At 69.4% G+C, this 25743-nt stretch carries 24 protein-coding genes; 10 read left to right on the plus strand and 14 right to left on the minus strand.

Annotation, left to right across the window (positions count from 1 at the left end; all coding sequences use genetic code 11):
* Positions 1 to 122: 122 nt before the first annotated feature.
* Positions 123 to 1232, minus strand: a complete 1110-nt coding sequence (locus tag AO398_RS03420) for a DUF3616 domain-containing protein (protein ID WP_160329303.1) — start codon at positions 1230 to 1232, stop codon at positions 123 to 125.
* A gap of 394 nt (positions 1233 to 1626) precedes the next feature.
* Here AO398_RS03420 and ccrA point away from each other — a divergent pair, with 394 nt between their 5' ends.
* Together ccrA and AO398_RS03430 are read left to right on the plus strand one after the other, a co-directional pair.
* Positions 1627 to 2913, plus strand: coding sequence for a crotonyl-CoA carboxylase/reductase (gene ccrA, locus AO398_RS03425; RefSeq protein ID WP_058190642.1), 1287 nt, complete (start codon positions 1627 to 1629; stop codon positions 2911 to 2913).
* 210 nt (positions 2914 to 3123) lie between these two features.
* Entirely contained in the window at positions 3124 to 3429 is a 306-nt protein-coding gene (locus tag AO398_RS03430; RefSeq protein ID WP_058190724.1) for an alkylphosphonate utilization protein, read from the plus strand.
* Positions 3430 to 3564: 135 nt separating this feature from the next.
* Here AO398_RS03430 and AO398_RS28945 read toward each other — a convergent pair whose 3' ends face one another.
* Positions 3565 to 3741: a hypothetical protein gene (locus tag AO398_RS28945; protein ID WP_201025704.1), complete on the minus strand. Its 177-nt coding sequence runs from the start codon at positions 3739 to 3741 to the stop codon at positions 3565 to 3567.
* Positions 3742 to 4027: 286 nt separating this feature from the next.
* Between AO398_RS28945 and AO398_RS03435 the strand changes: the two genes are divergently transcribed.
* A complete protein-coding gene (locus tag AO398_RS03435) occupies positions 4028 to 5437 on the plus strand; it encodes a serine protease (protein WP_244498653.1) in 1410 nt (469 codons plus the stop codon).
* An 86-nt stretch (positions 5438 to 5523) separates the two neighbouring features.
* On the opposite strand, the gene AO398_RS28055 is transcribed toward AO398_RS03435, so the two are convergent.
* The 7 genes from AO398_RS28055 to AO398_RS03465 all read right to left on the minus strand — a co-directional run bounded on the left by AO398_RS28055 (position 5524) and on the right by AO398_RS03465 (position 11208).
* Positions 5524 to 5679 (minus strand): hypothetical protein, encoded by a 156-nt coding sequence (locus AO398_RS28055; protein ID WP_007563230.1) that lies wholly within the window; start codon positions 5677 to 5679, stop codon positions 5524 to 5526.
* A gap of 123 nt (positions 5680 to 5802) precedes the next feature.
* Positions 5803 to 6852: a cysteine synthase A gene (locus AO398_RS03440; RefSeq protein WP_058190644.1), complete on the minus strand. Its 1050-nt coding sequence runs from the start codon at positions 6850 to 6852 to the stop codon at positions 5803 to 5805.
* A 39-nt stretch (positions 6853 to 6891) separates the two neighbouring features.
* On the minus strand, positions 6892 to 7917 hold the full coding sequence (gene cysA / locus AO398_RS03445) for a sulfate ABC transporter ATP-binding protein (protein WP_082643116.1): 1026 nt from the start codon (positions 7915 to 7917) through the stop codon (positions 6892 to 6894).
* Between the two features lie 16 nt (positions 7918 to 7933).
* Entirely contained in the window at positions 7934 to 8815 is an 882-nt protein-coding gene (cysW, locus tag AO398_RS03450; RefSeq protein ID WP_058190646.1) for a sulfate ABC transporter permease subunit CysW, read from the minus strand.
* Entirely contained in the window at positions 8808 to 9662 is an 855-nt protein-coding gene (gene cysT, locus AO398_RS03455; protein ID WP_058190647.1) for a sulfate ABC transporter permease subunit CysT, read from the minus strand. Before cysT ends, cysW begins: the two co-directional genes overlap by 8 nt.
* A gap of 10 nt (positions 9663 to 9672) precedes the next feature.
* The gene (locus AO398_RS03460; RefSeq protein ID WP_244498657.1) at positions 9673 to 10659 is read right to left on the minus strand and encodes a sulfate ABC transporter substrate-binding protein; all 987 of its coding nucleotides are present in this window, start codon (positions 10657 to 10659) and stop codon (positions 9673 to 9675) included.
* Between the two features lie 363 nt (positions 10660 to 11022).
* Entirely contained in the window at positions 11023 to 11208 is a 186-nt protein-coding gene (locus AO398_RS03465; RefSeq protein ID WP_058190649.1) for a hypothetical protein, read from the minus strand.
* A gap of 146 nt (positions 11209 to 11354) precedes the next feature.
* On the opposite strand from AO398_RS03465, the gene AO398_RS03470 reads away from it, so the two are divergent.
* The 5 genes from AO398_RS03470 to fdhE all read left to right on the plus strand — a co-directional run bounded on the left by AO398_RS03470 (position 11355) and on the right by fdhE (position 17771).
* Positions 11355 to 11693 (plus strand): hypothetical protein, encoded by a 339-nt coding sequence (locus tag AO398_RS03470; protein WP_058190650.1) that lies wholly within the window; start codon positions 11355 to 11357, stop codon positions 11691 to 11693.
* A gap of 176 nt (positions 11694 to 11869) precedes the next feature.
* The gene (fdnG, locus tag AO398_RS03480) at positions 11870 to 14950 is read left to right on the plus strand and encodes a formate dehydrogenase-N subunit alpha (protein WP_152997393.1); all 3081 of its coding nucleotides are present in this window, start codon (positions 11870 to 11872) and stop codon (positions 14948 to 14950) included.
* Positions 14951 to 14964: 14 nt separating this feature from the next.
* Complete coding sequence (gene fdxH / locus AO398_RS03485) at positions 14965 to 15903, plus strand: formate dehydrogenase subunit beta (protein ID WP_058190653.1); 939 nt, start codon at positions 14965 to 14967, stop codon at positions 15901 to 15903.
* A gap of 152 nt (positions 15904 to 16055) precedes the next feature.
* Positions 16056 to 16778: a formate dehydrogenase subunit gamma gene (locus tag AO398_RS03490; RefSeq protein WP_082643112.1), complete on the plus strand. Its 723-nt coding sequence runs from the start codon at positions 16056 to 16058 to the stop codon at positions 16776 to 16778.
* Between the two features lie 3 nt (positions 16779 to 16781).
* Positions 16782 to 17771 (plus strand): formate dehydrogenase accessory protein FdhE, encoded by a 990-nt coding sequence (gene fdhE / locus AO398_RS03495; RefSeq protein WP_058190654.1) that lies wholly within the window; start codon positions 16782 to 16784, stop codon positions 17769 to 17771.
* A 126-nt stretch (positions 17772 to 17897) separates the two neighbouring features.
* On the opposite strand, the gene AO398_RS03500 is transcribed toward fdhE, so the two are convergent.
* The 3 genes from AO398_RS03500 to AO398_RS03510 form a co-directional block, all read right to left on the minus strand.
* Positions 17898 to 18242: a hypothetical protein gene (locus AO398_RS03500; protein ID WP_058190655.1), complete on the minus strand. Its 345-nt coding sequence runs from the start codon at positions 18240 to 18242 to the stop codon at positions 17898 to 17900.
* A 549-nt stretch (positions 18243 to 18791) separates the two neighbouring features.
* On the minus strand, positions 18792 to 19277 hold the full coding sequence (locus AO398_RS03505) for an SRPBCC family protein (RefSeq protein WP_058190656.1): 486 nt from the start codon (positions 19275 to 19277) through the stop codon (positions 18792 to 18794).
* A gap of 285 nt (positions 19278 to 19562) precedes the next feature.
* Positions 19563 to 20201: a L,D-transpeptidase gene (locus tag AO398_RS03510; RefSeq protein ID WP_058190657.1), complete on the minus strand. Its 639-nt coding sequence runs from the start codon at positions 20199 to 20201 to the stop codon at positions 19563 to 19565.
* Positions 20202 to 20419: 218 nt separating this feature from the next.
* On the opposite strand from AO398_RS03510, the gene AO398_RS03515 reads away from it, so the two are divergent.
* Positions 20420 to 21709 (plus strand): ArgE/DapE family deacylase, encoded by a 1290-nt coding sequence (locus AO398_RS03515; protein WP_058190658.1) that lies wholly within the window; start codon positions 20420 to 20422, stop codon positions 21707 to 21709.
* A 318-nt stretch (positions 21710 to 22027) separates the two neighbouring features.
* On the opposite strand, the gene AO398_RS03520 is transcribed toward AO398_RS03515, so the two are convergent.
* Both AO398_RS03520 and AO398_RS03525 read right to left on the minus strand, forming a co-directional pair.
* A complete protein-coding gene (locus AO398_RS03520; RefSeq protein WP_058190659.1) occupies positions 22028 to 23089 on the minus strand; it encodes an SDR family oxidoreductase in 1062 nt (353 codons plus the stop codon).
* 491 nt (positions 23090 to 23580) lie between these two features.
* A complete protein-coding gene (locus tag AO398_RS03525) occupies positions 23581 to 24915 on the minus strand; it encodes an aspartate aminotransferase family protein (protein WP_058190660.1) in 1335 nt (444 codons plus the stop codon).
* A 152-nt stretch (positions 24916 to 25067) separates the two neighbouring features.
* On the opposite strand from AO398_RS03525, the gene AO398_RS03530 reads away from it, so the two are divergent.
* A complete protein-coding gene (locus AO398_RS03530) occupies positions 25068 to 25628 on the plus strand; it encodes a cupin domain-containing protein (protein WP_058190661.1) in 561 nt (186 codons plus the stop codon).
* Positions 25629 to 25743 lie beyond the last annotated feature (115 nt).

Consider the following 25743-nt stretch of genomic DNA (forward strand, 5'->3'; position numbering starts at 1 on the left):
CACCGTAGCGAAGGCCGTTGGGCGCGTCATCCGCGACAGAAGTGCAAGACGGCCCAGGAGGGCCCGGAAAGACTTTAAAAAAGTTGTGCGGGCCGACAGCCGGATTTGAAGGCGACGGCCGATCAGCGCGGCAGCACGACCGCGCGCGGGGCGCCTTCCTTCGGGCCGTCGAAGAATACCAGCACCCGCTGCCCGTCCGCATTCTCGTCGAGAGGCAGCAGCGCCTCCGGCTTCTCCTTCCTCGGGTAGCCGGCCAGATCGCGGCGCTTGCGCGGCGCGCCCGTGCCGTCCCACGCGAACACCGTGTAGTCGCCGGCCGCGACCGCCCCGTCCTCCGGGTCGAGCATCGGCCCCGCCAGGATCAGGAAGCCGTCCGGCACGGCCACCAGGTCGCGCACGCCCCGCTTCTGCCCGTGACTATCGGGGCCGAGCGCCACCGTGCCGGGGCTGGCGGCGCCGGGCTTGCCGTCGAACAGGCCGGCGAGGGGAACCGACACGATCGCGGCGCTGCCATCTGCGAGCACCGGACCGCGCAGACCGACATGGAGCCGGCCGCCGCGCACCGCGACGCCCTCGACGGTGACGCCGCCCTCCTCCAGGGCCCTGTCGTGGAAGGGGGCCAGCGCCGGGATGTCGGCGATGATCCGCGCCAGCGCTGCCGTACCGGTGATCTCGGGCTCGGCGCGGAGCTGGCCGGTCTCCGGGTCCACGGCCTTGGGATCGAGGCGGATCCGGAACAGGTGCCGGGTCGCTTCGGCCCGCGCGTCGCCCTCGGCACCCTGACCGTGCTCGCGCCGGGGGCGGCCGTGCGAGCCGACGACGTAGAAGGCCCCGTCCGCGTAGGCCACGCCCTCGGCGTCGAGCTCCAGCGGCTTGCCCTTTTGGGTGGCGTCGATCAGCCGGATGAAGCGTCCGGCGACGAGGCTGCCGTCCCGGAGGATCGCCACCTGCGCGCCCTGGGACTCGTCGTCGGCCACGAGGCAGATCCGCGGAAAGCCGGTCTCGGTGGCGCAGGCGATCCCGCTCACGTCCTTGGCCTTGTCGCTCCGCCCGGCCTTGGCGGGATGTTTTGGGTCGGGCTCGCCGAGGAGTTTGCCGCTGACCGCCCAGGGCTTGGACGGGTCCTGTGCCGAGACAGTCACGGGCAGGGCCGCCGCGAGCCCGCAGGCGAGCGCGACCCGGAGCAGAGCGGTCGTGGCCGGACGCCCGACGGTGGCCGTGAGGTTGAGCATGGCGCAGCGCATCCCCGCGCGGGCTATCGATGCGACCGCGATACTCCAAAGCGGCTTGCGGCGCACCCGAACAGACGCCGGTCGATGAAAGCCCCGATCGTCATCGCACCCAGCCGGACCCCGCCGTCTCGTGGTATAACGTCGACCGGAATGGTCGGCGCTGCATCCTGAAAGGTCTCGGGATCGACACCCGGCAGGCCGCCGCCGAATAATACTTGGTCTGCCGGAAAGGCGAATTTGAATACGCAGGTGCCGGCCTTGAGCCTGCGCCTTTTTCACATCTGAAACCCTTGGGTTTCGACTTTCGGCCCACTTGGACGCTTCGGATATCGCCGCTATAGCGCGGATGAGAACCGCGGCCTTTGAGAACCACGCGGGACGAGAGGAGAGCGAGATGGCGGCGAGCGCTGCGGTCAGTCCGGCGGGCGGCGAGGTCAAGGACCTCTACGAGATGGGCGAGATCCCGCCGCTGGGTCACGTGCCGGCCAAGATGTACGCCTGGGCGATCCGGCGCGAGCGCCACGGGCCCCCGGAGCAGTCGCACCAGCTCGAAGTGCTGCCGGTCTGGGAGATCGGCGACGACGAGGTGCTGGTCTACGTCATGGCCGCGGGCGTGAACTACAACGGCGTCTGGGCCGGGCTGGGCGAGCCGATCTCGCCCTTCGACGTGCACAAGGGCGAATACCACATCGCCGGCTCGGACGCGTCGGGCATCGTCTGGAAGGTCGGCGCCAAGGTGAAGCGCTGGAAGGTCGGCGACGAGGTCATCGTCCACTGCAACCAGGACGACGGCGACGACGAGGAGTGCAACGGCGGCGACCCGATGTTCTCGCCGACCCAGCGCATCTGGGGCTACGAGACCGGGGACGGCTCGTTCGCACAGTACTGCCGGGTCCAGTCGCGCCAGCTGATGCACCGGCCCAAGCACCTCACCTGGGAGGAGGCGGCCTGCTACACGCTGACCCTCGCCACCGCCTACCGCATGCTGTTCGGCCACGCGCCGCACACGGTCCGGCCGGGCCAGAACGTGCTGATCTGGGGCGCCTCCGGGGGCCTGGGCGTGTTCGGCGTGCAGCTCTGCGCGGCCTCGGGCGCCAATGCGATCGCCGTGATCTCGGACGATTCGAAGCGCGACTACGTGATGAGCCTCGGGGCCAAGGGCGTCATCAACCGCAAGGACTTCAACTGCTGGGGGCAGCTGCCCACGGTGAACTCGCCCGAGTTCCATGCCTGGACGAAGGAAGCCCGGAAGTTCGGCAAGGCGATCTGGGACATCACCGGCAAGCAGGATGTCGACATCGTGTTCGAGCATCCGGGTGAGGCGACCTTCCCGGTCTCGGCGCTGGTGGTGAAGCGCGGCGGCATGGTGGTGTTCTGCGCCGGCACCACCGGCTTCAACATCACCTTCGATGCCCGCTACGTCTGGATGCGCCAGAAGCGGATCCAGGGCTCGCACTTCGCCCATCTCAAGCAGGCCTCGGCGGCCAACCAGTTCGTGATGGACCGTCGGGTCGACCCGTGCATGAGCGAGGTGTTCCCCTGGGACAAGATCCCCCAGGCCCACACCAAGATGTGGAAGAACCAGCACCCGCCCGGCAACATGGCCTGTCTGGTCAACTCCCCCCGTGCCGGCCTGCGCACGGTGGAGGACGTGATCGAGGCCGGCCCGCTCAAGCGCTGACGCCGCCCCCGGCCTCCGCATCCGAGCGGGGGCCGGGCAGCCGGCCCACATCCCGATCGTCGTCGCACCCCTTGTCCCCGGCCCGGCCGGGAGCGAGAACGGCCGCGCGCGTTCCAGCACCCGAGCCGGGTCGATGACCGATTCGGCGTGAGGCGTGCGGACGAGCGGGGTGTCGGGCGCGGCCCGGCCCCGGTACTGGGGGTTCTGGACTTGGCCGGCGACGACGATTCTTACGTGTACGACGAGGCGACGGGTGAGTGGCTCCCGCCCGGTCAGGCGAGTGCTGCGGCGGCGCCCGGACCGGCGGAGGTGCGCGATTCGGCCGGCAACGTCCTGGCCGACGGCGACTCGGTCACGCTGATCAAGGACCTGAAGGTCAAGGGCGCGAACCAGACCCTGAAGCAGGGCACCGTCATCCGGTCCATCCGCCTCACGGACGATCCCGAAGAGATCGATTGCCGCCACGACACCATCAAGGGGCTCGTCCTGCGCACCGAGTTCGTGCGCAAGCGCTAGGGTCGTCAGGGTTTCAAAAGGTCCGGGACCTTTTGCGGGTCCAGGGCGGAGCCCTGGGTCGAGCGAAGCGCGATGCCATCGGGGCTCTGCCCCGATACCCCGCCAAAGGGCTGAGCCCTTCGGAAGCCCGGCCTCTCACCGGCGCTTGGACTCCTCCTGCGGGAGGTGCCGCCCGTAGGCTTCCTGCTTCTCGGCGCGTTCCTGGATCAGGTCGGCATAGGCCTGCCGCATCTCGGGGGAGACGCTGACGCTCTTGCCCTTGGTCGGCTTGCGCTTGGGCGCTTTCTTGAAGGTGTTGTTGGTCTCGCTCATGCCGGGCTCCACGTCGGACCATGGCGGCGGCGCGCGGCCGGCTGGAGGTCCGAGTCGAGTCCCGATTCGGAGTCCGGGCCGGCCCGCGAGGCCGGACTCCTGCCCTCTAGCGCATCGCGCGGCCACGTGCACGGGACCGTGGCGCGTGGTCAGGTCGATTTCCGCCCCGCATGGGGGCTGACATCTTCGATCTGGCGCGCTGCGGAGCCCTCTGCCAAGGTTGCCGCGTCGAGCGTCGGGGGCGGCGATGGATTCGCGTGAGGCGGGGCACGGATCGGGTCGGTCGATGGCGTCGCGGGACCGGCGGACGGCCCCGCTCCTGACAGCCGCCCTCCTGCTGGGCTGCCTGACGGCGCCGGGACTCGCCCAGGACCATCCGGCCCCGATCCGGCCCGCCCTGAAAGCCGCGTCCCCTGCCCGGCCCGCCGCGCCCGACCCGGCCTTCGAGGCGGCCAGGGCCGCCTTCGAGGCGCTGCCCGAGGCGGAGCGCAAGGCGATCCAGGACGCGCTGGTCTGGACCGGCGATTTCAACGCCGTGGTTTCGGGGGCGTTCGGGCGCCGGACCTACGACGCGCTGACGGCCTACCGGACCCGGGCCGGCGGACCCGATCCCCTCGATCCGCGCGAACGGGCCGCATTGCTCGCGGCGGGCCATGCGGCCAAGGCCGCGGCGCGCTTCCGGATCGCAACCGATCCCGCCAGCGGCGCGGTGATGGGCGTGCCCGAGCGGCTGCTGTCGAAGCGCTCTGCCCTGCAAGCCGGCACCCGCTGGCAGAGCGCGGACGGGCGCATGACCCTCGAGACCCGGGCCTTCCCGCCCGGGACCGAAACCCTGGACCACCTGTTCGACGAGGCCACGGCGCCGCGTCCCAACCGCAAGGTGACCTACAGGCTGCGGCGTCCGGATTCCCTGGTGGTCACCGCCGAGACCGGACCCGGCCTGTCCTACATCCGCTACGATGCCGGGTCGCAGGGCGTGCGCGGCTTCCTGATCGGCTACGACCGCGCCCTGGCGCCGGAGGTCGGCCGAATGGTGATCGCGGTGGCCAACGCCTTCGAGCCGTTTCCGGCGGCGGTCGCGGCGGCGCCCACCGCGCGCGCTGCGGGCGTCCCATCCGCGACGGCTGCCCCACTGCCCCTGAGGGGACCCGCTGAACCTGCCGAGGGGGCGGGAACCGGGCTCGTGGTCGCGCCGGGGCGCGTGCTCACCGCATCCGCTGTCCTGGAAGGCTGCGCCGCGCCGCGCATCGGGCAGACGCCCGTCCGGGTGCTCGCCACCGATCCGTCCGGCCTCGCGCTGCTCGAGGCGTCGGGCGCCCCGGCTCCGGCCCGGGTGGTGGTGCGGCCGGATCCGCTCGCGGCCGAAGAGACCTTGATCGCCCTTGCCCCTGGAGCGGACAGGGTTCAGGCGGCACCGGCGACGGCCGTCACGGGCGGCGTGATCGTACCGCTGCAGCCGGGCGGGGCCGGGGCGCCGGTGCTCGATCGGTCGGGCCGTCTCGTCGGGCTCGTCGCCCGCTATCCGGCGGCGCCGCGCCGGGTCGCCGGCATCGTGCCGCCCGGGCGCCTGGCCCTGGTGCCGGCGAAGGCCGTCGCGGCCTTCCTGGCCGGCCAGGGCATCGCCGAGGCGAAGCCGCGTCCGGATGGCGGGCCCGGCGCTCTGGCCCCCGCGCTCGTCGCGATCGCCTGCCGGTAGGCTCGGCCGCCGCGGTTGGTCGTGGACGATCCCGCCGGACCGAGATCCGGTCCGGCGGGCCCTGCGTCCGAGAGGGTGTGCGGGGCTTAGAGCCGGCCGGTGACCAGCAGGACGATCAGCACGATCAGCAGGATGCCGCCGAGGCCGAAGCCGGGGCCGCGATAGGCGCCGCCGCCCAGGAAGCCGCCGCCGCCGAAGGCCAGGATGATCAGGATGATGAGGAGAATGGTAACGAGGGACATAGAACGGGCTCTCCGGACGGTCGCGCTGTTGCGAGCGTGACCGTTCAAACGCTGCGACAATCCGTTCCGTTCAACGCAGGGCCACGCTTTTGTGAGGATATTGTCTGGATGAGGCTGTAGTTCTCAAGCGTGCCAATCCGGCAACACATCCTGCGGCGCCTCGAGCCAGCCCGGCACCGGCAGGTTCCGTTCGGTCAGGAAGGCCGGGTTGAACAGCTTCGAGGCATAGCGCGCCGCCCCGTCGCACAGGATCGTCACCACCGTGTGGCCGGGGCCGAGTTCCCGCGCCAGCCGGATCGCCCCGGCGACGTTGATGCCGGACGAGCCGCCGAGCGATAGGCCTTCTTCCCGCATCAGCCCGAAGACGATGTCGAGGGCCTCCCGGTCGGGGATCCGGAAGGCGTGGTCCGGGGTGAAGCCGTCGAGGTTCCGGGTGATGCGGCCCTGCCCGATCCCCTCGGTGATCGAGGAGCCCTCCGCCTTCAGGGTGCCGGTCGTGTAATGCGCGTAGAGGGCGGAGCCCTCCGGGTCGGCGAGCGCGATGCGCACGCCCGGGTTCCGGGCCCGCACCGCCGCCGCGGTGCCGGCCAGCGTCCCGCCGGTCCCGGCGGCGCAGACGAAGCCGTCGACCCGGCCATCGGTCTGGTCCCAGATCTCCGGGCCGGTGCCGTCCACATGCGCCTGCCGGTTGGCCACGTTGTCGAACTGGTCGGCGAAGAACGCCCCGTTGGCTTCCGTGGCGGCGAGCTTCTCGGCCAGCCGCCGGGCGACGTGGACGTAGTTGTTCGGGTTGGCGAACGGCACCGCCGGCACCTCGACGAGGCGGGCGCCGGCGAGCCGCAGGGTCTGCTTCTTCTCCTCGGACTGGGTGACCGGGATGACGATCAGCGTCCGGTAGCCGCGCACGGAGGCGACCAGGGCGAGGCCGATGCCGGTATTGCCGGCGGTACCCTCCACGATGGTGCCGCCCGGCCGGATCAGGCCCCTCGCCTCGGCATCCTGCACGATGGCGAGCGCCGCCCGGTCCTTCACCGACAGGCCCGGATTGAGGAACTCGGCCTTCCCGAAGATCTCGCAGCCGGTCGCCTCGGAGGCGCGGCGCAGCCGGATCAGCGGCGTATCGCCGATCGCGGCGAGGACGTCGGGACGGGCGGTGCGATTTGGCGTCGTCATGCGTAGGAGCCTAGGCGGATGTGCGGTGTCTGACGAGGTTCACCCGAACACATGCCCCCCGTTGATCCGCAGGCCGACCGGGTGGCCGGCCGGATGGCGGACGCCGTCGAAATCCTCAACCGCCAGCACGCGTCCCTCGGTATCCACCACCTCGATCCGCTGGCGGCCCTGGGTGCGGTAGGAGCTGCGCACGGTGCCGGAGAGATGCGCCGCCTCGGGCTCGGCGAGCTGCAATTGCCAGGGGCGGACGTAGAGCTTGACCGGGCCGATGATCCCGGCCGGCGCCGCCACCGGCGTCTCCCGGCCCCGCACCAGCACCCGGCCGCCCTCGGCCAGCGCTTCCACCTCGACGTGGTCGCCCAGGAACTTCATCACGGTTGCGGAGGCCGGGTGCTCCTGGACCTCGTCCGGGGTGCCGACCTGCTCCAGGCGGCCGCGGTCGAGCACCGCGACCCGGTCCGACAGCTCCAAAGCCTCGTCCTGGTCGTGAGTGACGAAGATCGTGGTCTGGCCGGTGCGGTCGTGGATCTCGCGCAGCCAGCGGCGCAGGTCCTTGCGGACCTGGGCGTCCAGGGCGCCGAACGGCTCGTCCAAGAGCAAGACGCGGGGCTCGACGGCGAGCGCCCGGGCCAGCGCCACCCGCTGGCGCTGGCCGCCGGAGAGCTGCGACGGGTAGCGGTCGCCGAAGCCCGAGAGGCGGATCAGGTCGAGCAGGTCGCCGACCCGACGCTTGATCTCGGCCTTGGCCGGGCGATCGGCCCGGCGCCGCGCGTTCAGCCCGTAAGCGATGTTGTCGGCCACGCTCATGTGCTTGAACAGGGCGTAGTGCTGGAACACGAAGCCCACGGCCCGCTCCTGCACGGCCAACCCCGTGGCGTCGTCGTTGCCGAACAGGATCCGGCCCCGGTCCGGCGCGTCGAGCCCGGCGATGATCCGCAGCAGCGTCGTCTTGCCCGAGCCCGAGGGGCCGAGCAGGCCGAGCAGCTCCCCCGCCCGCACGTCGAGCGACAGGTCGTGCAGCACCGCGGCCGTGTCGAAGGTCTTCGAGATGTCCTCGACCCGGATCGCCGTCGAGGGACGATCAGTGAGCCCGGCCGGCCGCGAGCTCGCCCGCGAAGCGCCATTCGAGGATGGATTTGAGGATGAGGGTGAGGAGGGCAAGGACAGCGAGGAGCGTAGCGACGGCGAAGGCGGCGACGAAGTTGTACTCATTATAGAGGATCTCCACGTGGAGTGGGATGGTGTTGGTCAGGCCGCGGATGTGGCCGGACACCACCGACACCGCCCCGAATTCGCCCATCGCCCGGGCATTGCAGAGGAGCACGCTGTAGAGCAGGCCCCAGCGGATGTTCGGCAGCGTCACCGTGCGGAACGCGTGCAGGCCCGAGGCGCCGAGCGTCAGGGCGGCCTCCTCCTCCGCGGAGCCCTGCTCCTGCATGAGCGGGATCAGCTCGCGGGCGACGAACGGGAAGGTCACGAACACGGTCGCCAGCACGATCCCTGGCAGGGCGAACAGAACCTGGATCCCGTGGTCCAGCAGCCAGGAGCCGAACAGGCCCTGCGAGCCGAACAGCAGCACATAGATCAGACCCGAAACCACCGGCGAGACCGAGAACGGCAGGTCGATGAGGGTGATCAGCAGCGACTTGCCGGGGAACTCGAACTTGGCGATCGCCCAGGAGGCCGTCAGGCCGAACACCACGTTGAACGGCACCGCGATCGCCGCCACCGTCAGCGTCAGGCGGATCGCGCTCCAGGCATCCGGCTCCCGGAACGCGGCCAGGAACGCCTCGATCCCCTTGGAGAAGGCCTGGGTGAAGACCGCGATCAGCGGCAGGACCAGGAACAGCGCCAGGAACGTGATCGCGATCCCGATCAGCACGATTCGGGTTCCGGTGCCCTCCGAGGCGACCGGCTCCGCGTGCGCGGTGGGCGGAAGGGTCGGGGAGAAGATCTCAGACATAGCCGAAGCGCCTCCGGCTCCAGGCCTGGATCAAGTTGATGGCGAGCAGGGTCAGGAACGAGATGCCCAGCATGATCGTGGCGATCGCGGCCGCGCCGCCGTAGTCGAACTCGGACAGCTTGATCACGATCAGGAGCGGCGCGATCTCCGACACGTAGGGCAGGTTGCCGGCGATGAAGATGATCGAGCCGTATTCGCCGACCCCCCGGGCGAAGGCCATGGCGAAGCCGGTCAGCACCGCCGGGATCAGCGGCGGCAGCACCACCCGGGTCAGGGTGGCGAACCGGTTGGCCCCGAGGGTGGCGGAGGCCTCCTCGATCTCCTTGTCGATCTCGGCGATCAGCGGCTGCACGGTCCGCACCGCGAAGGGCAGCCCGATGAACACCATGGCGATGAAGATCCCCACCGGCGTGTAGGCCGCCTGGATACCGAGCCGGGCGAGCGGCGCGCCGAGCAGACCGTCCGGCGCATAGAGCGAGGCCAGCGCGATGCCGGCCACCGCGGTCGGCAGCGCGAAGGGCAGATCCACGGCCGCATCCACGAGCTTGCGGCCCGGGAAGCGGTAGCGGGTCAGAACCCAGGCGACCAGGAAGCCGAAGACCGAGGCGGTGAGCGCCGCGACCGCCGACACGCCGAAGCTCAACCGCAGGGCGCTGGAAACCCGCGGATCGGTGGCGACGTACCAGATCCCCGAGATCCCGAGGCCGGACGCCTTGGCGACAAGCCCGGCGAGCGGCAGCAGCACGACGAGCCCGAGGCAGGTCAGCGTGTAGCCGAAGCTGAGCCCGAAGCCCGGGATCACGCTCGGACGGCGGAAGGTGCGTTTGCGACGCGGCGTCTCGACCATGATTCCCGCCTCAGCGGCCGGCCCGGCTCAACCGGTCGAACAGGCCGCCGGCGTCGAAGTTCCGCTTCTGGATCTCGTCCCAGGAGCCCTGCATGTCCTCGATCTTGAACAGCTTGATCTCGGGGAGCTGGGCCAGGTCGGCCGGGGCCGCCGCCTCACGGCGGATCGGGCGGTAATGGTGCTTGGCGAAGATCGCCTGAGCGCGGTCGCTGTAGAGGAAGTCGAGATAGGCCTGGGCGGCCTTGGTGGTGCCCTTGCGCTCGGCGTTGACGGCCACGAGGGCCACCGGCGGCTCGGCGTAGATCGAGGTCGGCGGCGACACGATGTCGAACTTGTCGGCGCCGAATTCCTGCAGCACCAGATAGGCCTCGTTCTCCCAGGTCGGGAGCACGTCGCCCAGCCCGCGCTGGGCGAAGGTGACGGTGGAGCCGCGGGCGCCGGTGTCGAGCACCGGCACGTTCTTGTAGATCTGCCCCACGAAGGCGTCGGCCTTGGCGGCGTCCTTGTCCTGGCCGTAGGCGTAGCCCCAGGCCGCCAGAAAGTTCCAGCGGCCGCCAGCCGAGGTCTTGGGGTTCGGGGTGATCACCTTCACGTCGGGCTTGGTCAGGTCGGCCCAGTCCTTCACGCCCTTCGGATTGCCCTTTCGGACCAGGAAGACCACCGTCGAGGTGTAGGGGGTGGCCTCGTTGGGAAGCTTGGTCCGCCAATCGTCGGGAATCTTGTGCGTGAGCTTGGCGATGGCGTCGATGTCCGACGGGATGCCCAGCGTGACCACGTCGGCATCGACCCCGTCGATCACCGTGCGCGCCTGGGCGCCCGAGCCGCCATGCGAGGCGCGTACCGTGATCGCCTCGCCGGTCTTGGCCTTCCATTCCTCGGCGAACACCGCGTTGATGTCGCGGTAGAGCTCCCGGGTCGGGTCGTACGAGACGTTCAGCAGGGCGGTCTCGGCGGCAGCCGGCAGGAGGCCGCTGAACAGGCTGGCACCGACCAGCATCGACAGCCCGAAGGCCCGGTTCCTGACCGACCCGTTCTTCATCACGCCCGCTCTCCCAGCCGCCGACGGTCGCGCCGCCGAGGGGCGCACCCAGTTGACCCTGGATCGTTCGTTTTATCGAACGAAGTCAAGTCTTGGGCGCAGGATCGCGCAGCCGTATGCACGTCGTAGGATCGGTGGATCTCCGGGGAACACAAGCCGCCTCAAGATTGGTCAGGCGAGAAGGCATGGATCTTCTCCCGCGCGGAACGCTGAGAGAAGAATGTCTGCGCGCTGTAGGGTTTCATAGAAAGAACGAACTGATGTGCGCTGGCGCACATTTCGTTCGCTGCCGTTCAGTGCCCGCCGCGCGTGACGCACGGTCTACGGCTTGGGCTTGGCGAGCTGCTGGACCAGCGCTTCGAGGCGCTGATTGAACGGCGCCGCGAGGGTGTCGGCATAGGCTGCGCGCAGGTTCTGGCCGAGATGGCGGCGCACGCTCGGGCTGAGTGGGGCGGCGGTCGACGCGGGTGTCGCCTCGGGCGGACGGTCCGGATGCGTCTTCGTCATGATCCCGACTCCCCCGCACGTCCCCGCCCTCAAAGTGGCAAAGCTTGGTTAAGAAGCCGTCACGGCCGCTGGATCCAGGTGCCGGAACTGGCCGCCCCGGGGGCACGTTGCCCGGCATGACCTCTCGCGCAGATCGGATCCGCCCCTTGTCCCGCTCGATTTCCCTGACCCTGATGGCCTTCCTGGCGGTGGCGGCGGCGAGCCCCTGCCTGGCGCAGACCAAGCCCGGCGAAATCAAAGGCGTCGACGCCATGGGCGACAAGTCCCGCAGTGCCCAGGACGGCTGGAGCCAGGCGCCGGTTCCCCGGGAGCAATCGGCCGCCAAGGATGCGCCGAATCCGGGGGGCGACTCGATCGGCGAGAATGCCAATCGGCCGGTCCCCAAGGCGGATACGGGTGGATCCTCCGCGACGGAGCCGCAGGCGCCCCTGGACCACCGCACCGGCGGCCCCTCCGGCAGCAACCCGGCTGCCCCCAGAAAGTAAATCCGTCTGACAGTCCGCTCCGTAAAAAGATCTGGTTCTGCAGGACGATAATCCACGGTTGAACGTGCCGGCTCACGCAAGACAGAGCCGCATGCTGTGTCACCCAATCGCACTTGCCTCGTGCACGCTTTTTTGGGACACCCTGGAATTATACCAGATCGCTTTAAGGAGCGGAGATGACGGTCCAGGTCTCTAGGCGTGGCCTGCTCAAAGGGGCCGGCGCCGGCCTCGCGGGCGGCTCGCTCGGCGCACTCGGCTTCGGCGGCCTCCAGCCGGCCATGGCCGCCGCAGTGCGGCCGTTCAAGCTCGCGCAGATGCGCGAAACCCGCAACACGTGCCCGTACTGCTCGGTCGCGTGCGGCGTCATCCTGTACAGCCTGGGCGACCGTTCGAAGAACGCGCGCTCCTCGGTGATGCATATCGAGGGCGATCCCGATCACCCGGTCAACCGCGGCACGCTCTGCCCGAAGGGCTCGGCGCTGCTCGACTTCGTGCATTCCGAGACCCGCACGAAGTACCCGCTCTACCGCGCCCCCGGCACCTCCGAGTTCAAGCGCGTCTCCTGGGACTTCGCGCTCGACCGGATCTCGACGCTCCTCAAGGAGGATCGGGACAAGAACTTCAAGGCCAAGAACGAAGAGCTCACGGTCAACCGCTGGACCACGACGGGCTTCCTCGGCGCCTCGGCCACCACCAACGAGACGGCCTGGCTGACCTACAAGACAGTCCGAAGCATGGGGGCCCTGGTCTTCGATAACCAGGCCAGGGTTTGACACGGTCCGTCGGTCGCCAGTTTGGCGCCCTCCTTCGGACGCGGTGCGATGACCAACCTCTGGATGGACATCAAGCACGCGGACGTGATTACCGTGATGGGCGGCAATGCCGCCGAAGCGCATCCGTGCGGATTCAAGTGGGTCGTCGAGGCGAAGGCCCATAACAACGCCAAGCTCATCGTCGTCGACCCGCGCTTCACCCGCACGGCGTCGGTGGCCGATCTGTACTGCCCGATCCGGCAGGGGACCGATATCGCGTTCCTGTCGGGTGTCGCGAAGTACCTGATCGACAACGACAAGCTGCAGCACCGCTACGTCGCAGCCTATTCCAACGCGGGCTACGTGGTCCGTGAGGGCTACGATTTCAGCGAGGGTCTGTTCGCCGGCTACGACGCCGACAAGCGCGACTACGACAAGACCACCTGGGACTACGAGATCGGTCCCGATGGCTACGCCGTGGTCGACGAGACGATGCAGCACCCGCGCTGCGTCATGCAGCTCTTGAAGAAGCACATCGCCATCTACACGCCGGAGATGGTGGAGCGGATCTGCGGCTCGCCGAAGGAGACCTTCCTGAAGGTCTGCGAGTTGATGGCGACCACGTCCTCCCCGGAGCGGACGATGGCCTCGCTCTACGCGCTCGGCTGGACGCACCACTCCAAGGGCTCGCAGAACATCCGCTCGATGTGCATCGTCCAGACGCTTCTGGGCAATATCGGCATGCTGGGCGGCGGCATGCAGGCCCTGCGCGGCCACTCCAACATCCAGGGGCTGACCGATCTCGGGCTGATGAGCAACCTCATCCCGGGCTATCTCAACCTGCCCGTGGAGAAGGAGCCGGACTACGCGAGCTACATCGCCAAGCGGCAGTTCAAGCCGCTGCGCCCGGGCCAGACCAGCTACTGGCAGAACTACAACAAGTTCTTCGTCTCGTTCCAGAAGATGATGTGGGGCGATCACGCGACGAAGGAGAACGACTGGGCCTACGATTACCTGCCCAAGCTCGACGTGCCGACCTACGACGTGCTCCGTGGGTTCGAGCTCGCCAAGCAGGGCAAGATGTCGGGCTACATCATCCAGGGCTTCAACCCCCTGCTGTCGTTCCCGAACCGCGCCAAGATGACGGAAGCCTTCTCCAAGATGAAGTTCATCGTGGTGATGGATCCGCTCAAGACGGAGACCGCCCGGTTCTGGGAGAATCACGGCGAGTACAACGACGTCGATCCGACCAAGATCCAGACCGAGGTGTTCGAGCTGCCGACCACCCTCTTCGTGGAAGAGGAAGGCTCGCTGTCGAACTCCAGCCGCTGGCTGCAGTGGCACTGGCAGGCGCAGGAAGCGCCGGGCGAGTGCCGTTCGGACATCGAGATCATGTCGGAGATCTTCCTCCGCGTGAAAGCGGCCTACAAGAAGGATGGCGGCGCGTTCCCGGACGCGATCCTCAACCTGAAATGGGACTACGCCATCGCCGAGTCGCCGACGCCCACCGAGCTCGCCCGCGAGCTCAACGGCTACACGGTGGCGCCGACGCCTGACCTCAACGGGACGATCATCCCGGCGGGCAAGCAGGTCGACGGCTTCGCCCAGCTCAAGGACGACGGCACCACCGCGTGCGCGTGCTGGATCTACTCGGGCTGCTACACCGAGAAGGGCAACACCATGGCCCGCCGGGACAACAACGATCCCGGCGACCGCGGCATCGCTCCGAACTGGGCCTTCGCGTGGCCGGCCAACCGGCGCGTGCTCTACAACCGGGCGTCCTGCGACCCGGAGGGCAAGCCCTGGTCGGAGAAGAAGAAGCTCATCGAGTGGAACGGCAAGCAGTGGATCGGCTTCGACGTGCCGGATTACGGCGTCACCGTCGCCCCCGATAAGGGCGTCGGGCCGTTCATCCTGAACCAGGAGGGCGTCGCCCGCCTGTGGACCCGGGGGCTCATGCGCGACGGGCCGTTCCCGACGCACTACGAGCCGTTCGAGTCGCCGATGGCCAACATCCCGTTCCCGAAGATCAAGGGCGCCCCGGCGGCCCGCATCTTTAAGGACGACCTGGCCGATCTCGGCGACGCGACGGAGTTCCCCTACGCGGCGACGAGCTACCGTCTGACCGAGCACTTCCACGGCTGGACCAAGCACGCCCGGATCAACGCGATCCTCCAGCCGGAGGCTTTCGTGGAGATCTCGGAGGAGTTGGCCAAGGAGAAGGGCATCACCAAGGGCGGCTGGGTCCGCGTCTGGTCGAAGCGCGGCTCGCTCAAGGCCAAGGCGGTGGTGACGAAGCGGATCAAGCCGCTGATCTGCGACGGCAAGCCCGTCCACGTCGTCGGCATCCCGCAGCACTGGGGCTTCATGGGCCTGACGAAGAAAGGATGGCACCCGAACTCGCTGACGCCCGTGGTGGGTGACGCGAACACCGAGACGCCGGAGTTCAAGGCCTGGCTCGTGAATATCGAGCCGACCACGCCGCCGTCCGACGCGGTCGCCTGAGGGGAGCTGAGATCATGGCCGATTACAGCTCCCTCGATATCCGCCAGCGCTCCGCCTCCACGGAGACGCCGCCGGAGATCCGCCGCCAGGTGGAGGTCGCCAAGCTCATCGACGTGTCGAAGTGCATCGGCTGCAAAGCCTGCCAGTCGGCCTGCGAAGAGTGGAACGACCTGCGCGACGACATCGGCATCAATCGCGGTGTCTACGACAACCCCCACGACCTCACCCCGAAGTCGTGGACCCTCATGCGGTTCACCGAGTACGAGAACCCGGAGACCCAGAACCTCGAATGGCTGATCCGCAAGGACGGCTGCATGCATTGCACCGAGCCGGGCTGCCTCAAGGCGTGCCCGTCCCCCGGCGCGATCGTGCAGTACTCCAACGGCATCGTCGACTTCATCGAGGAGAACTGCATCGGCTGCGGCTATTGCGTGAAGGGGTGCCCGTTCAACATCCCGCGCATCAGCCAGACCGACCACAAGGCGTACAAGTGCACCCTGTGCTCGGACCGGGTCGCGGTGGGTCAGGCTCCGGCCTGCGCCAAGGCGTGCCCGACCGGCTCGATCATGTTCGGCACCAAGCAGGCGATGATCGAGCAGGCCGAGACCCGCGTCGAGGATCTGAAGTCGCGCGGCTTCCAGCATGCCGGTCTCTACGACCCGGCCGGCGTCGGCGGCACGCACGTCATGTACGTCCTGCACCATGCCGATCAGCCGAGCCTCTATGCCGGCTTGCCGAACGACCCGAAGATCTCGCCGCTCGTCGCCTTCTGGAAGGGGGGCGCCAAGGTGTTCGGGCTCGCCGCAATGGGCTTTGCCGCGGTCGCGGGCTTCTTCCACTACGTGACGGCCGGCCCGAACGAGGTCGTGCCCGAGGAAGAGGAAGAGGCGGTCGAGTTCGACGAGGCCAAGCGCCGCGGCGAAACCGGCGGCGGCGAAGCACGGCCGCACTAGACGCGACGGTCTCCCTCCCCCTCTGTGGGGGGAGGGAGAGCCGCGCGGATCCGGAATCGACAGGGTGGGACCGTCGAGGTCATGCCGCCCTACATCAAGTTTTCGGGTCGATCCGTGTCGCGGAGCCGGCCCCGTCAGGCGCGAGAAGGCCGATGACGAGCCAGAACGATATCCGGGACGGTGATTCCCGCCCCCTGCATCACGCCAAGGCTGAGACGCCGGAGGTGCTGTACGTCCCGCGCTACACCGGGGTTCAACGCGTGAACCACTGGATCACCGCGATCCTGTTCACCCTGCTGACCCTCTCGGGGCTGGCGATGTTCACGCCCTACCTGTTCTCGCTGACCGGCCTGTTCGGCGGCGGGCAGGCGACGCGTGCGATCCATCCGTGGTTCGGCGTCGCCCTGGCGGTGAGCTTCTTCTTCCTGTTCGTGCGCTTCTGGAAGCTCAACATCCCGAACAAGGACGATGTCGCGTGGTCCATGAAGATCGGCGACGTGGTCACCAACCGGGAGGACCGCCTGCCGGAGCTCGGCAAGTACAATGCCGGCCAGAAGGGCGTGTTCTGGGGCCAGACCGCGCTGATCGGGGTGATGTTCGTCACCGGCCTGGTGATCTGGAACACCTATTTCGGCGGCCTGACCACCATCGAGACCCAGCGCTGGGCGCTCCTCGCCCACTCGCTGGCCGCCGTGATCGCCATCGCGATCATCGTGGTCCACATCTATGCCGGCATCTGGGTGCGCGGGACCAGCCGGGCGATGGTGCGCGGCACGGTGACGGGCGGCTGGGCCTATCGGCATCACCGCAAGTGGTTCCGGCAGATCGCCGGCGCCAAGGCGCGCCGGGGCTCGGTCGACAAGCGCGGATCCTGAGGGGTGGCCAATTTCTTCAGGCGGAAGCCCGCGGTCCCGGCCGAGACGAAGCCCGCCGCGGCTGAGGCGAAGCCCCGGCGGCGGGATTTCAGCGAGCTGAAGCCCGATCCCGACAAAATCGGGATCTCAGGCTCGGTCCCGTTCGTGCGGCTGCCGAACCCGGAGACGCTGTTCGCCGATCGGGCCGCGCGCCTGACGGCTGCCGCCCCCGGGCATCCCCTCGAAGCCTATCTCCGGTTCGTGGCCGAGGTCGCCCGGGCGCAGGCATCGGTCCAGGCGAGCGTTCCGCCGGCCGAGGCGCCGTTGGCCTCTGACACGGCTTTACGCGCCGAGCATGGCATGCCGCCCCTGTCGCGGCACCGGCTTGAGGTGGATGCGGGCTTCGACGGTTGCCTCATCGCCCTGCTGGACCAGCTCGACCTGTCGGTGTCCCCGGAGGCGTCCCAGGCAGCGCGTGCGAGCCTGCTGGCGGCATCCCCGGCCGACCGGCTCGACTTGGCCGTGCAGGTCGTCGAGGGCGCGCTCCCGATGGAGCGGATCGCCGAATGCGTGTTCGTCGCCGCCGCCCTGCAGGTCCGGTTCGCCCAGGATGCGTCGCGCCTCGACGCCTCAGCCCTGAAGCCCGTGGCCAACGGCGTCTGCCCGTGCTGCGGCGGCGCACCGGTGGCGAGCGTCGTGGTGAGCTGGACCCCGGCCGACAAGGCCCGGTACCTGAGCTGCTCGGTCTGCAGCACCCTGTGGAACCACGTCCGGATCCGCTGCACCGCCTGCGGCTCCGGCGAGGGCATCAGCTATTACGGGCTCGACGAGGTGTCCAAGGACGTCCAGGTCGAGACCTGCACGACCTGTCGCAGCTACATCAAGCACCTGCACCAGCACCGGGCGCCGGCACTCGACCCGGTTGCCGATGACATCGCCTCCTACGGCCTCGACCTGAAGATCGCCGAGGACGGATTTCGCCGCGCAGGCCTGAACTTACTGTTCATCGTTTAAGTCCCGGATTAACACAGTCCGGGACCCAGTGCGCGGGCAGGGCGGAGCCCCGCCGAATCCCCGCGCTCAGAGTGCGGCCGGCATCACCGTGTTCCGGACGCCGGCAGCACCTTTCGGGATGATGCGCTAGCGATACCCGTACCGGCTCTTGGCGGCGGCCAGGAGGTGGAGCGCTTCGCCGGACTTGCCGGCGGCGCATTCCCCGGCGGCCTGGCTGAGGTCGGCGTTGAAACGGTCGCCCACCGGCTTGTTGAGGTTGCCGGTCGCCACGTCGCTGTCGACGATGGCCTTGGTGCGGGCGATCTCCGGACCGCAGCCGCTGCCCGTGGGCAGGGCCAGAGGTGCCGGAACGATGGGCGAGGGCTCGGAGACCTTGGGCGCGGAGCGTTGCTGGCAGGCGCCCAGCGCCGCGGCGGCGAGAACGACGAGACTGAGGCGCATCGGGAGACGGGACGCGGGCACGGCGAACATCCTGTTGCGGCGCACGGGCTGCGCCGCCCGGGTTTTGGGCCGAGCTTGGCAGTGGGTCAATCGCCCCGGCGGCATGCCTGCGCACTGCGATGATCACACATGTGTTCCGGATCGTCCGAGGCTCAGTAAGGTGCCCAATCCAGAACAGAGACGCACCTCCCTCACAAAGGGCGCGGGTCTCTCCTCCGGCGCGGACTTGCAGTTCCACACATCGAGGTCGGCAGAAGACATGGGAGACGCCACGGCTCTCCCTCCCCCCTTTGCGGGGGAGGGTGGCCCCCGAAGGGGGTCGGGAGAGGGGAGCGACGGTGCAGAACGGGACTTCGCCCGTCACGGCAGTCGCACCCTGTCCTGAGCCCGGGCTCCCCTCTTGCGGGACTTCGTCCCGGCCCGACCCGGCCTGACGGCCGGCCCACCCTCCCCCGCAAAGGGGGGAGGGAAACGCGCATAGGTCCGGCCTTAGCCCTCATCCGGCAGCGATGTGTGAACATCCAAGCTCGTGCGGGAGAGGGGGGCGCGTCGAGCCCTGCACCGGCGCGTGAGCGCGCCCTACTTGGTCTTGTCGGACAGCGCCTTCAGGCCGGATTCGTAGATGCCCTGGATGGCGTCGACCGCCACGGTGTCGGGGGCGCCTTTGGCGTTGAAGGTGCCGCTCCAGGTCACCTTGGAGCCCGTGCCCTCAGGAGCCACGGCCAGGGTCGACTTGTAGTCGGAGACCGGCAGCGGGCCTTCCAGGATCGTGTAGGTGTAGCTCATCACCTTGTCGTCGCGGGAGACCTGCTCCTCCTTGAGGGTACCGCCGCCCTTCAGGCTGAGCGTGCGGACCTTCATGCCGTCCTTGTCGGACAGGACGCATTTCTCGATGGCCGGGTGCCAGTCGCCGATGCCGCAGAACTCGCCGATCGTCTGCCAGACCTTGGCCGGGGGGGCGGCGATGTCGGCCGAGCGCGTCACCTCCAGGGCATGGCCCGCCACGGTGGAGGCGGCCAGCGCAAGGCCGGCAAGCGGCAGGGGCCGGCTGAAAGCGAAGGGCATCGGGGGGTCTCCATCCAAGTCGATCGCGGCGGGCGCCGCGCAGGCTCTGGGGCCGCGGTTGAGCTAGGCCGGGATGCCCGCCGGGGCAATGGGCGGGTCGGACGAGGCGGGTGGCCGCGCTCAGACGACGCGGCGGGTGGGGGTGGTATCGCCTCGCGCCGCATCGACGGCTCGCTCGTCTCTCCTCATCGCCAGCACCGCGACGCGTCCCCGTGAGACGCTACGATCTGAGATCGCGCGCCGCCCTCTGTTGCTTCGCGACGCTCGTGACGACGAGGCGGGCCGCTACCACCCCTCCCCGACATCCACCTCGACCGGATACCCATACCCCGTCACGGGCGCGTAGGCCGGCCGGACGGCGGTGCGGGTATAGGCCGGGAGCGGGCGGCGGCCCATCTGGTCGAGATCGGCGTAGCTGTCGTCCGGCGCATAGGGATCGCGGCTCCGGGCGACCCGGCGGGTGCGCGTGCTGCGCTCGGCCACCAGGGGGTCGGCGCCCTCGATCTGGACGCGGGTCCGGTTCATCCCCTGGGTCTTCACGAGGTTGAACAGGGTCGCGGCGTTGCGCACCGACAGGCGCACGCAGCCATGCGAGGCTGCGCGCCCAAGATTGCGGACGTGGTTGGTGCCGTGGATCGCGTGGCCCTGATTGGTGAAGAACATCGCGAACGGCATGGGCGCGTCGTCCCACTCCTTCGAGAAGTGGGTGCGCTCCATCCGGAACGGCCGATAGGAGCCGGACGGGGTGTCGTGGGCCTCGACCCCGGTGGAGACCGGCCAGGCGTAGCGGGGCTGCCCGTCGACCGAGACCTCCATCCGCTGGGCGGACTTGTCGACGTTGATGAGCACATCCGCCCGCGCCGCCGACGGCGCGGCGCCCCACAGGAGCAATCCCGACAGGACCGAGACCAGACCGATACGCATGAACGACCTCGATGGATGGGCAAAGACGGATTTCAGATAGGCTAAGCTATTGGCAACGCCAAGGTTCCTGGGCGGGGGCCCGCGGAGCTGGGGTTCGACTGCGCAGGCGGATCGGCGCTCGCAGGGGCGGCGCGGGTCGGCTTCGGCACGGAAGATGCGGCCCGTTGACAGGCGCACCAGGCCGGGCGCCTCCTGCCCATCCCTGATCCGGAGATTCCATGGCTCTCGACCCCGCCCTCGCCGCCGAGATCGAAGCCTCCGTGGCGGAGGGGTTTGCCGACCAGGTGGCGCACACGCAGGCCCTGGTCCGGTTCGCCTCCCTGCGCGGCGCCGAGCATGCCTGCCAGGATTACGTGTTCGGGGCGTTCCGGGCCCGGGGCTACGCCACCGAGCGCTTCGCCATGGACCGGGCCGCGATCGCGTCTCATCCGGGCGGCTCGAAGATCGACGCGCGCCACTCCGACGCCCCGATCGTCGTCTGCCACCACCGTCCGCAGACCGAGACCGGCCGCTCACTGATCCTGCAGGCTCATGTCGACGTGGTGCCGGTGGGCCCCCTCGACCTGTGGACCCATCCGCCCTTCGACCCGGTGATCGAGGGGGACTGGCTCTACGGCCGCGGCGGCGGCGACATGAAGGCCGGCCACGCCGCCAACCTGTTCGCCCTCGACGCGCTCGCCCGCCTCGGCCTCCAGCCCGCAGCCGCGGTGACGATCCAGTCGGTGGTCGAGGAAGAATCCACCGGCAACGGCGCGCTCGCCACCCATCTGCGCGGCTACCGGGCCGACGCCGTGCTGATCCCGGAGCCCGAGGACGAGAAGCTCGTGCGCGCCAATACCGGCGTGCTGTGGTTCACCGTCGAGGTGCGGGGCGTACCGGTCCATGTCCGCGAGATGGGGGCCGGCGCCAACGCCATCGACGCCACCTACCGGGTGATCGGCGCCCTGCGTGAACTCGAGGCGCGCTGGAACGCCGAGAAATCCGAGCACCGCCATTTCGAGGCGGAGGACCACCCGATCAACCTCAATATCGGCCGGATCGAGGGTGGCGACTGGGCCTCCTCGGTGCCGGCCTGGTGCCGGATCGACTGTCGCGTCGCGCTCTACCCGGGCGTCCCGGCGTCCCGGGCCGCCGCCGAGATCGAGGCCGCGGTCTCGAACTTCGCCCGCACCGACCCGTTCCTCGGCAACAGCCCGCCGCGGGTGGCCTTCAACGGCTTCTTCGCCGAGGGCTACGTGCTGGAGGAAGGCTCCGAGGCGGAGGCCGTGCTCGGCCGGGCGCACGAGCGGGCGATGGGCACCCAGCTGCAGAGCTTCATGTCGCCGAGCTACCTCGATACCCGGGTTCACGCCCTCTACGACCGGGTGCCGGCCCTGTGCTACGGGCCGAGCGCCCAGAACATCCACGGTTTCGACGAGCGCGTGAGCCTCGCCTCGGTGCAGCGCTGCACCACCGCGATGGCGCTGTTCGTGGCCGAATGGTGCGGGACGGAGCGGCGGCCGGGCTGAGGGTTCCGGCGTCCGTACGCGGTGCGGGTCCCCCTCTCCCGTGCGGGCGAGCGGATTCACATATCGGTTTCGTTCTTCGACGAGCTCTCTCACAAGCTTCTGAAACGCAACACGTTTCCCCTCCCCCTTGTGGGGAGAGGTCAGGGGTGGGGGTGGTGCAGGATGGGGCGTAGCGGTTTTTTCTGAGCCACCCCCACCTCCAGCTCCTCCCCACAAGGGGGAGGAGAGCGAGTCGTGCCACACCGAGGACGCTGTGCGAACATCATAACCCGTGCGGGAGAGGGATCCGCGTCTCATCCGGCGATGAGTGCCCCCCGATCAGGGGATCAGGCGGTCCGCCCGGAGCCGGGCGAACAGGTCGTAGAACGCGTCGTCCGTGGGCTGGTAGGCCGTAAAGCCCAGGCGGCGGCTCTTGCTCATGTCGGTGACGACCTCGATCGGCCGGCCGAGATCGGCGTCGGTGTGCCAGGGCGAGGCGAGCTTCGCGAGGTCCGGCTCGGCCAGGCCGTGGCGCTTGGCGATCTCGGCCCAGGCCGGCCCGTCCTGCGCCATCCGCTCCTCCAGCGGCCGGATTGTCCCGTCGAACGGCACCGCCTCGATCCCGAACCACTCGGCGATCCGGCCCCACATCCAGCTCCAGCGGAAGACGTCGCCGTCGACCACGTTGAACGCCTCGTTGGCGGCCTTGGGCTCGGTGGAGGCCCAGAGCAGCTGGCGGGCGAGGAGCCTGGCGTCGGTCATGTCGGTCAGCCCGTTCCACTGGACGGCCGAGCCCGGGAAGGTGAAGGGGCGCTTCAGCTCGCGGCACAGGGTGGCGTAGCAGGCCAGCGTCGTGCCCATGTTCATGGCGTTGCCCACCGCCTTGCCGATGATCGTGTGCGGGCGGTGCACGCTCCAGGTGAAGCCGTCGCGGGCACTGGCCGCGAAGACGGCATCCTCCTGGGCGTAGTAGAAATTCTCGATGTCGAGCCGGCCCTGGTCCTCGCGGAACGGCGTCTGCGGCAGGGTGCCCTTCCCGTAGGCCTCGAACGGGCCGAGATAGTGCTTCAGCCCGGTCACGAGAGCGACGTGGCGGACGCTCTTCTGCGGCCGGAGGGCGTCGAGCAGGTTCTCGATCATGGCCCGGTTGACCTGGATCATCTCGGCCTCGGTCGGGCGCCGCTGCCAAGTCGCCGGGAAGACGTGGCTCGGGGCGAGGCCGGCCAGCGCCGTCTCCAGGGAGGCCGGATCCTGCAGGTCGGCCACCACCGGCTCGACCCCGGCCAGATCCACCGGCTTGCGGGCGAGCCCCGCTTCCCGCCAGCCTTCCTCAACGAGCAGCGCGCCGGTGGCGCTCCCGACGATCCCGCTGGCGCCGACGATCAGGGCGGTGTTCGACATGCATATCCTCTCGACCTGGCTCACATCCAGGTTGAGCGGCAGATGCGGCCGTCGCCCACAGGCTTCAAGGCCGCACGGCGCCGCCCTCCCCCGCGTCGCGGGTATTGGCTGAGTGTCGAGAGGTCAGCGACCAGGCACAGCTGATGTCATCCCTCTGCGGGAGACGGCACTGACGACTCTTCGGGCGTGGCGCGGGTTCCCCCTCTCCCCGCACGCAGGGCTACGATGTTCACGCATCGGCGGATGAAAGGCGCGATGCGCTCTCCTCCCCCTTGCGGGGAGGCGTTGGAGGTGGGGGTGGTGCAGAAGGCACCGTCACGTTCGATCCTGCACCACCCCCACCCCTGACCCCTCCCCGCAAGGGGGAGGGGAAAAGCGCGGTGCTTCAAACGCTTGCGACCGGAACGATGTGTGAATCCCCAAGCCCCACAAGCGGGGCGAGGGGATCCCGCCGAAAGCCTCGAACCCGATCTGTCGACTGCCCCCGCCCCTCACGCCACCCGGTCGATCGCCGCGCCCAGGACCTCGACGATCTCGCCGATCTGGCCGCGCTCCAGGATCAGCGGCGGCGACAGGGCGATGATGTCGCCGGTGACCCGGGTGAGCAGGCCGCGCGCGAAGCAATCGACGAACAGCTCGTAGGCGCGCTTGCCGGGGGCGTCGGGCCGGGGCGCCAGCTCGATGCCGGCGATCAGCCCGATGGTGCGGATGTCGATGACGTTCTTGCGCCCGCGCAGGTCGTGCATCGCCGCGGCCCAGTCCTCGGCGAGATCGGCGGCGCGGGTGAGCAGCCCCTCCTCCCGGTAGATGTCCAGCGTGGCGAGGCCGGCCGCGCAGGCCACCGGATGGCCGGAATAGGTGTAGCCGTGGAACAGCTCGATCCCGTCCGGGCCGTTCATCAGCGCGTCGTGCACCGGGCGGCTCGCGAACACCGCGCCCATCGGCACCGTGCCGTTGGTCAGGCCCTTGGCGCTGGTGACGAGGTCGGGCACCACGCCAAAGTAATCGGTCGCGAACGGGCTGCCGAGGCGGCCAAATCCCGAAATAACCTCGTCGAAGATCAGCAGGATGCCGTGCTTGGTGCAGATGTCGCGCAGGCGCTCGAGATAGCCCTTCGGCGGGATCAGCACGCCGGTGGAGCCCGCCACCGGCTCGACGATGCAGGCCGCGATGGTCTCGGCCCCGTGGAGCGCCACCAGCCGCTCGAGATCCTCGGCCAGCTCCACCCCGTGCTCGGGCTGGCCCTTCACGAAGGCGTTGCGGGCGGGGTCGTGGGTGTGGCGCAGGTGGTCGGTGCCGTTGAGCTGCGGGAAGACCCGGCGGTTCGACACGATGCCGCCCACCGACAGGCCGCCGAAGCCGACCCCGTGATAGCCGCGCTCCCGGCCGATCAGCCGGGTCCGGGTCCCCTGCCCGATCGCCCGCTGGTAGGCGAGCGCGATCTTGAGGGCGGTGTCGACCGATTCGGAGCCGGAATTGGTGAAGAACACCCGGTCGAGGCGGTTGTCGGGGCCGCCCGGGGCGATCTCGGCGAGACGCTCGGCGAACTCGAAGGCGATCGGGTGGCCCATCTGGAAGGTCGGGGCGAAATCGAGCGTGGCGAGCTGGCGCTCCACCGCCGCCGCGATCCCCCGGCGCCCGTGCCCGGCATTGACGCACCAGAGCCCGGCCGTGCCGTCCAGCACCGTGCGGCCGTCATCGGCCGTGTAGTGCATGCCCTGCGCGGCCACGAGCATCCGCGGGGCCGCCTTGAACTGGCGGTTGGCGGTGAACGGCATCCAGAAGGCGTCGAGGGACGGCGTGTTGCGCAGCGGGTGGTCGGTCATCGGGCGGCTCTCCGGGGCGGCGATCGGTCCAGGGGACACCCTGGCGGATCGGGCAACAAGTCCTTTTCTGATCGCCGCCAAGCCCTTGCAGAATCGGGGCCGCGGGCGCCACCGTTGCGGGATCCTCAACACCTGAAACGGGGCCCGGACGGATGAGCATCGATGTCGGCGAGCGCCTGCGCTTCGTGCGGGCCCGCCACGGCCTGTCGCAGCGAGCGCTGGCCAAGCGCGCCGGGGTGACGAACTCGGCGATCTCGCTGATCGAGGCCAACCGGGTGAATCCCTCGGTGGGTGCCTTGAAGCGCATCCTCGACGGGGTGCCGATCGGCATGGCCGAATTCTTCGCCCTCGAACCGGAGCCGGAGCGCAAGGCGTTCTTCGCCGCCAACGAGCTGACCGAGATCGGCCGCAAGGCGGCCAAGGGGGCGATCTCGTTCCTGCAGGTCGGCGACAGCCTGTTCGGGCGCAAGCTGCAGATCCTGAAGGAGCGCTACGAGCCCGGGGCCGATACCGGCCGGGTGCCCCTCTCCCACGAGGGCGAGGAGGGCGGCATCGTGCTGTCCGGGCGCCTGGAGGTCACGGTCGGCGAGGAGCGGCGCATCCTCGGCCCCGGCGACGCCTACAGCTTCGACAGCCGCCGCCCGCACCGCTTCCGCTGCGTCGGCCCCAACCCGTGCGAGCTGGTCAGCGCCTGCACGCCGCCGAGTTTCTGACGCAGCGCGGCTTTCAGGGGCTCTGCCCCCGAACCCCGCCAAAGGGCTGAGCCCTTTGGGAACCCGGTCTGGGCGTGCATTCGCTCAAAGGCGACGGATCCGGCTAACGCCGGGT

The organism is Methylobacterium sp. GXS13, from assembly GCF_001455965.1.
GTDB lineage: Bacteria > Pseudomonadota > Alphaproteobacteria > Rhizobiales > Beijerinckiaceae > Methylobacterium.

Coding starts and splice junctions, on each gene's coding strand:
- fdxH (WP_058190653.1), top strand. CDS start 14,965: ATGGCCGATTACAGCTCCCTCGATATCCGCCAGCGCTCCGCCTCCACG.
- AO398_RS03520 (WP_058190659.1), bottom strand. CDS start 23,089: ATGTCGAACACCGCCCTGATCGTCGGCGCCAGCGGGATCGTCGGGAGC.
- AO398_RS03440 (WP_058190644.1), bottom strand. CDS start 6,852: ATGACGACGCCAAATCGCACCGCCCGTCCCGACGTCCTCGCCGCGATC.
- AO398_RS03515 (WP_058190658.1), top strand. CDS start 20,420: ATGGCTCTCGACCCCGCCCTCGCCGCCGAGATCGAAGCCTCCGTGGCG.
- AO398_RS28945 (WP_201025704.1), bottom strand. CDS start 3,741: ATGAGCGAGACCAACAACACCTTCAAGAAAGCGCCCAAGCGCAAGCCG.
- AO398_RS28055 (WP_007563230.1), bottom strand. CDS start 5,679: ATGTCCCTCGTTACCATTCTCCTCATCATCCTGATCATCCTGGCCTTC.
- AO398_RS03420 (WP_160329303.1), bottom strand. CDS start 1,232: ATGCTCAACCTCACGGCCACCGTCGGGCGTCCGGCCACGACCGCTCTG.
- AO398_RS03500 (WP_058190655.1), bottom strand. CDS start 18,242: ATGTTCGCCGTGCCCGCGTCCCGTCTCCCGATGCGCCTCAGTCTCGTC.
- AO398_RS03530 (WP_058190661.1), top strand. CDS start 25,068: ATGAGCATCGATGTCGGCGAGCGCCTGCGCTTCGTGCGGGCCCGCCAC.
- cysT (WP_058190647.1), bottom strand. CDS start 9,662: ATGGTCGAGACGCCGCGTCGCAAACGCACCTTCCGCCGTCCGAGCGTG.
- AO398_RS03465 (WP_058190649.1), bottom strand. CDS start 11,208: ATGACGAAGACGCATCCGGACCGTCCGCCCGAGGCGACACCCGCGTCG.
- AO398_RS03525 (WP_058190660.1), bottom strand. CDS start 24,915: ATGACCGACCACCCGCTGCGCAACACGCCGTCCCTCGACGCCTTCTGG.
- cysW (WP_058190646.1), bottom strand. CDS start 8,815: ATGTCTGAGATCTTCTCCCCGACCCTTCCGCCCACCGCGCACGCGGAG.
- AO398_RS03505 (WP_058190656.1), bottom strand. CDS start 19,277: ATGCCCTTCGCTTTCAGCCGGCCCCTGCCGCTTGCCGGCCTTGCGCTG.
- AO398_RS03460 (WP_244498657.1), bottom strand. CDS start 10,659: ATGCTGGTCGGTGCCAGCCTGTTCAGCGGCCTCCTGCCGGCTGCCGCC.
- AO398_RS03435 (WP_244498653.1), top strand. CDS start 4,028: ATGGCGTCGCGGGACCGGCGGACGGCCCCGCTCCTGACAGCCGCCCTC.
- AO398_RS03490 (WP_082643112.1), top strand. CDS start 16,056: ATGACGAGCCAGAACGATATCCGGGACGGTGATTCCCGCCCCCTGCAT.
- AO398_RS03510 (WP_058190657.1), bottom strand. CDS start 20,201: ATGCGTATCGGTCTGGTCTCGGTCCTGTCGGGATTGCTCCTGTGGGGC.
- ccrA (WP_058190642.1), top strand. CDS start 1,627: ATGGCGGCGAGCGCTGCGGTCAGTCCGGCGGGCGGCGAGGTCAAGGAC.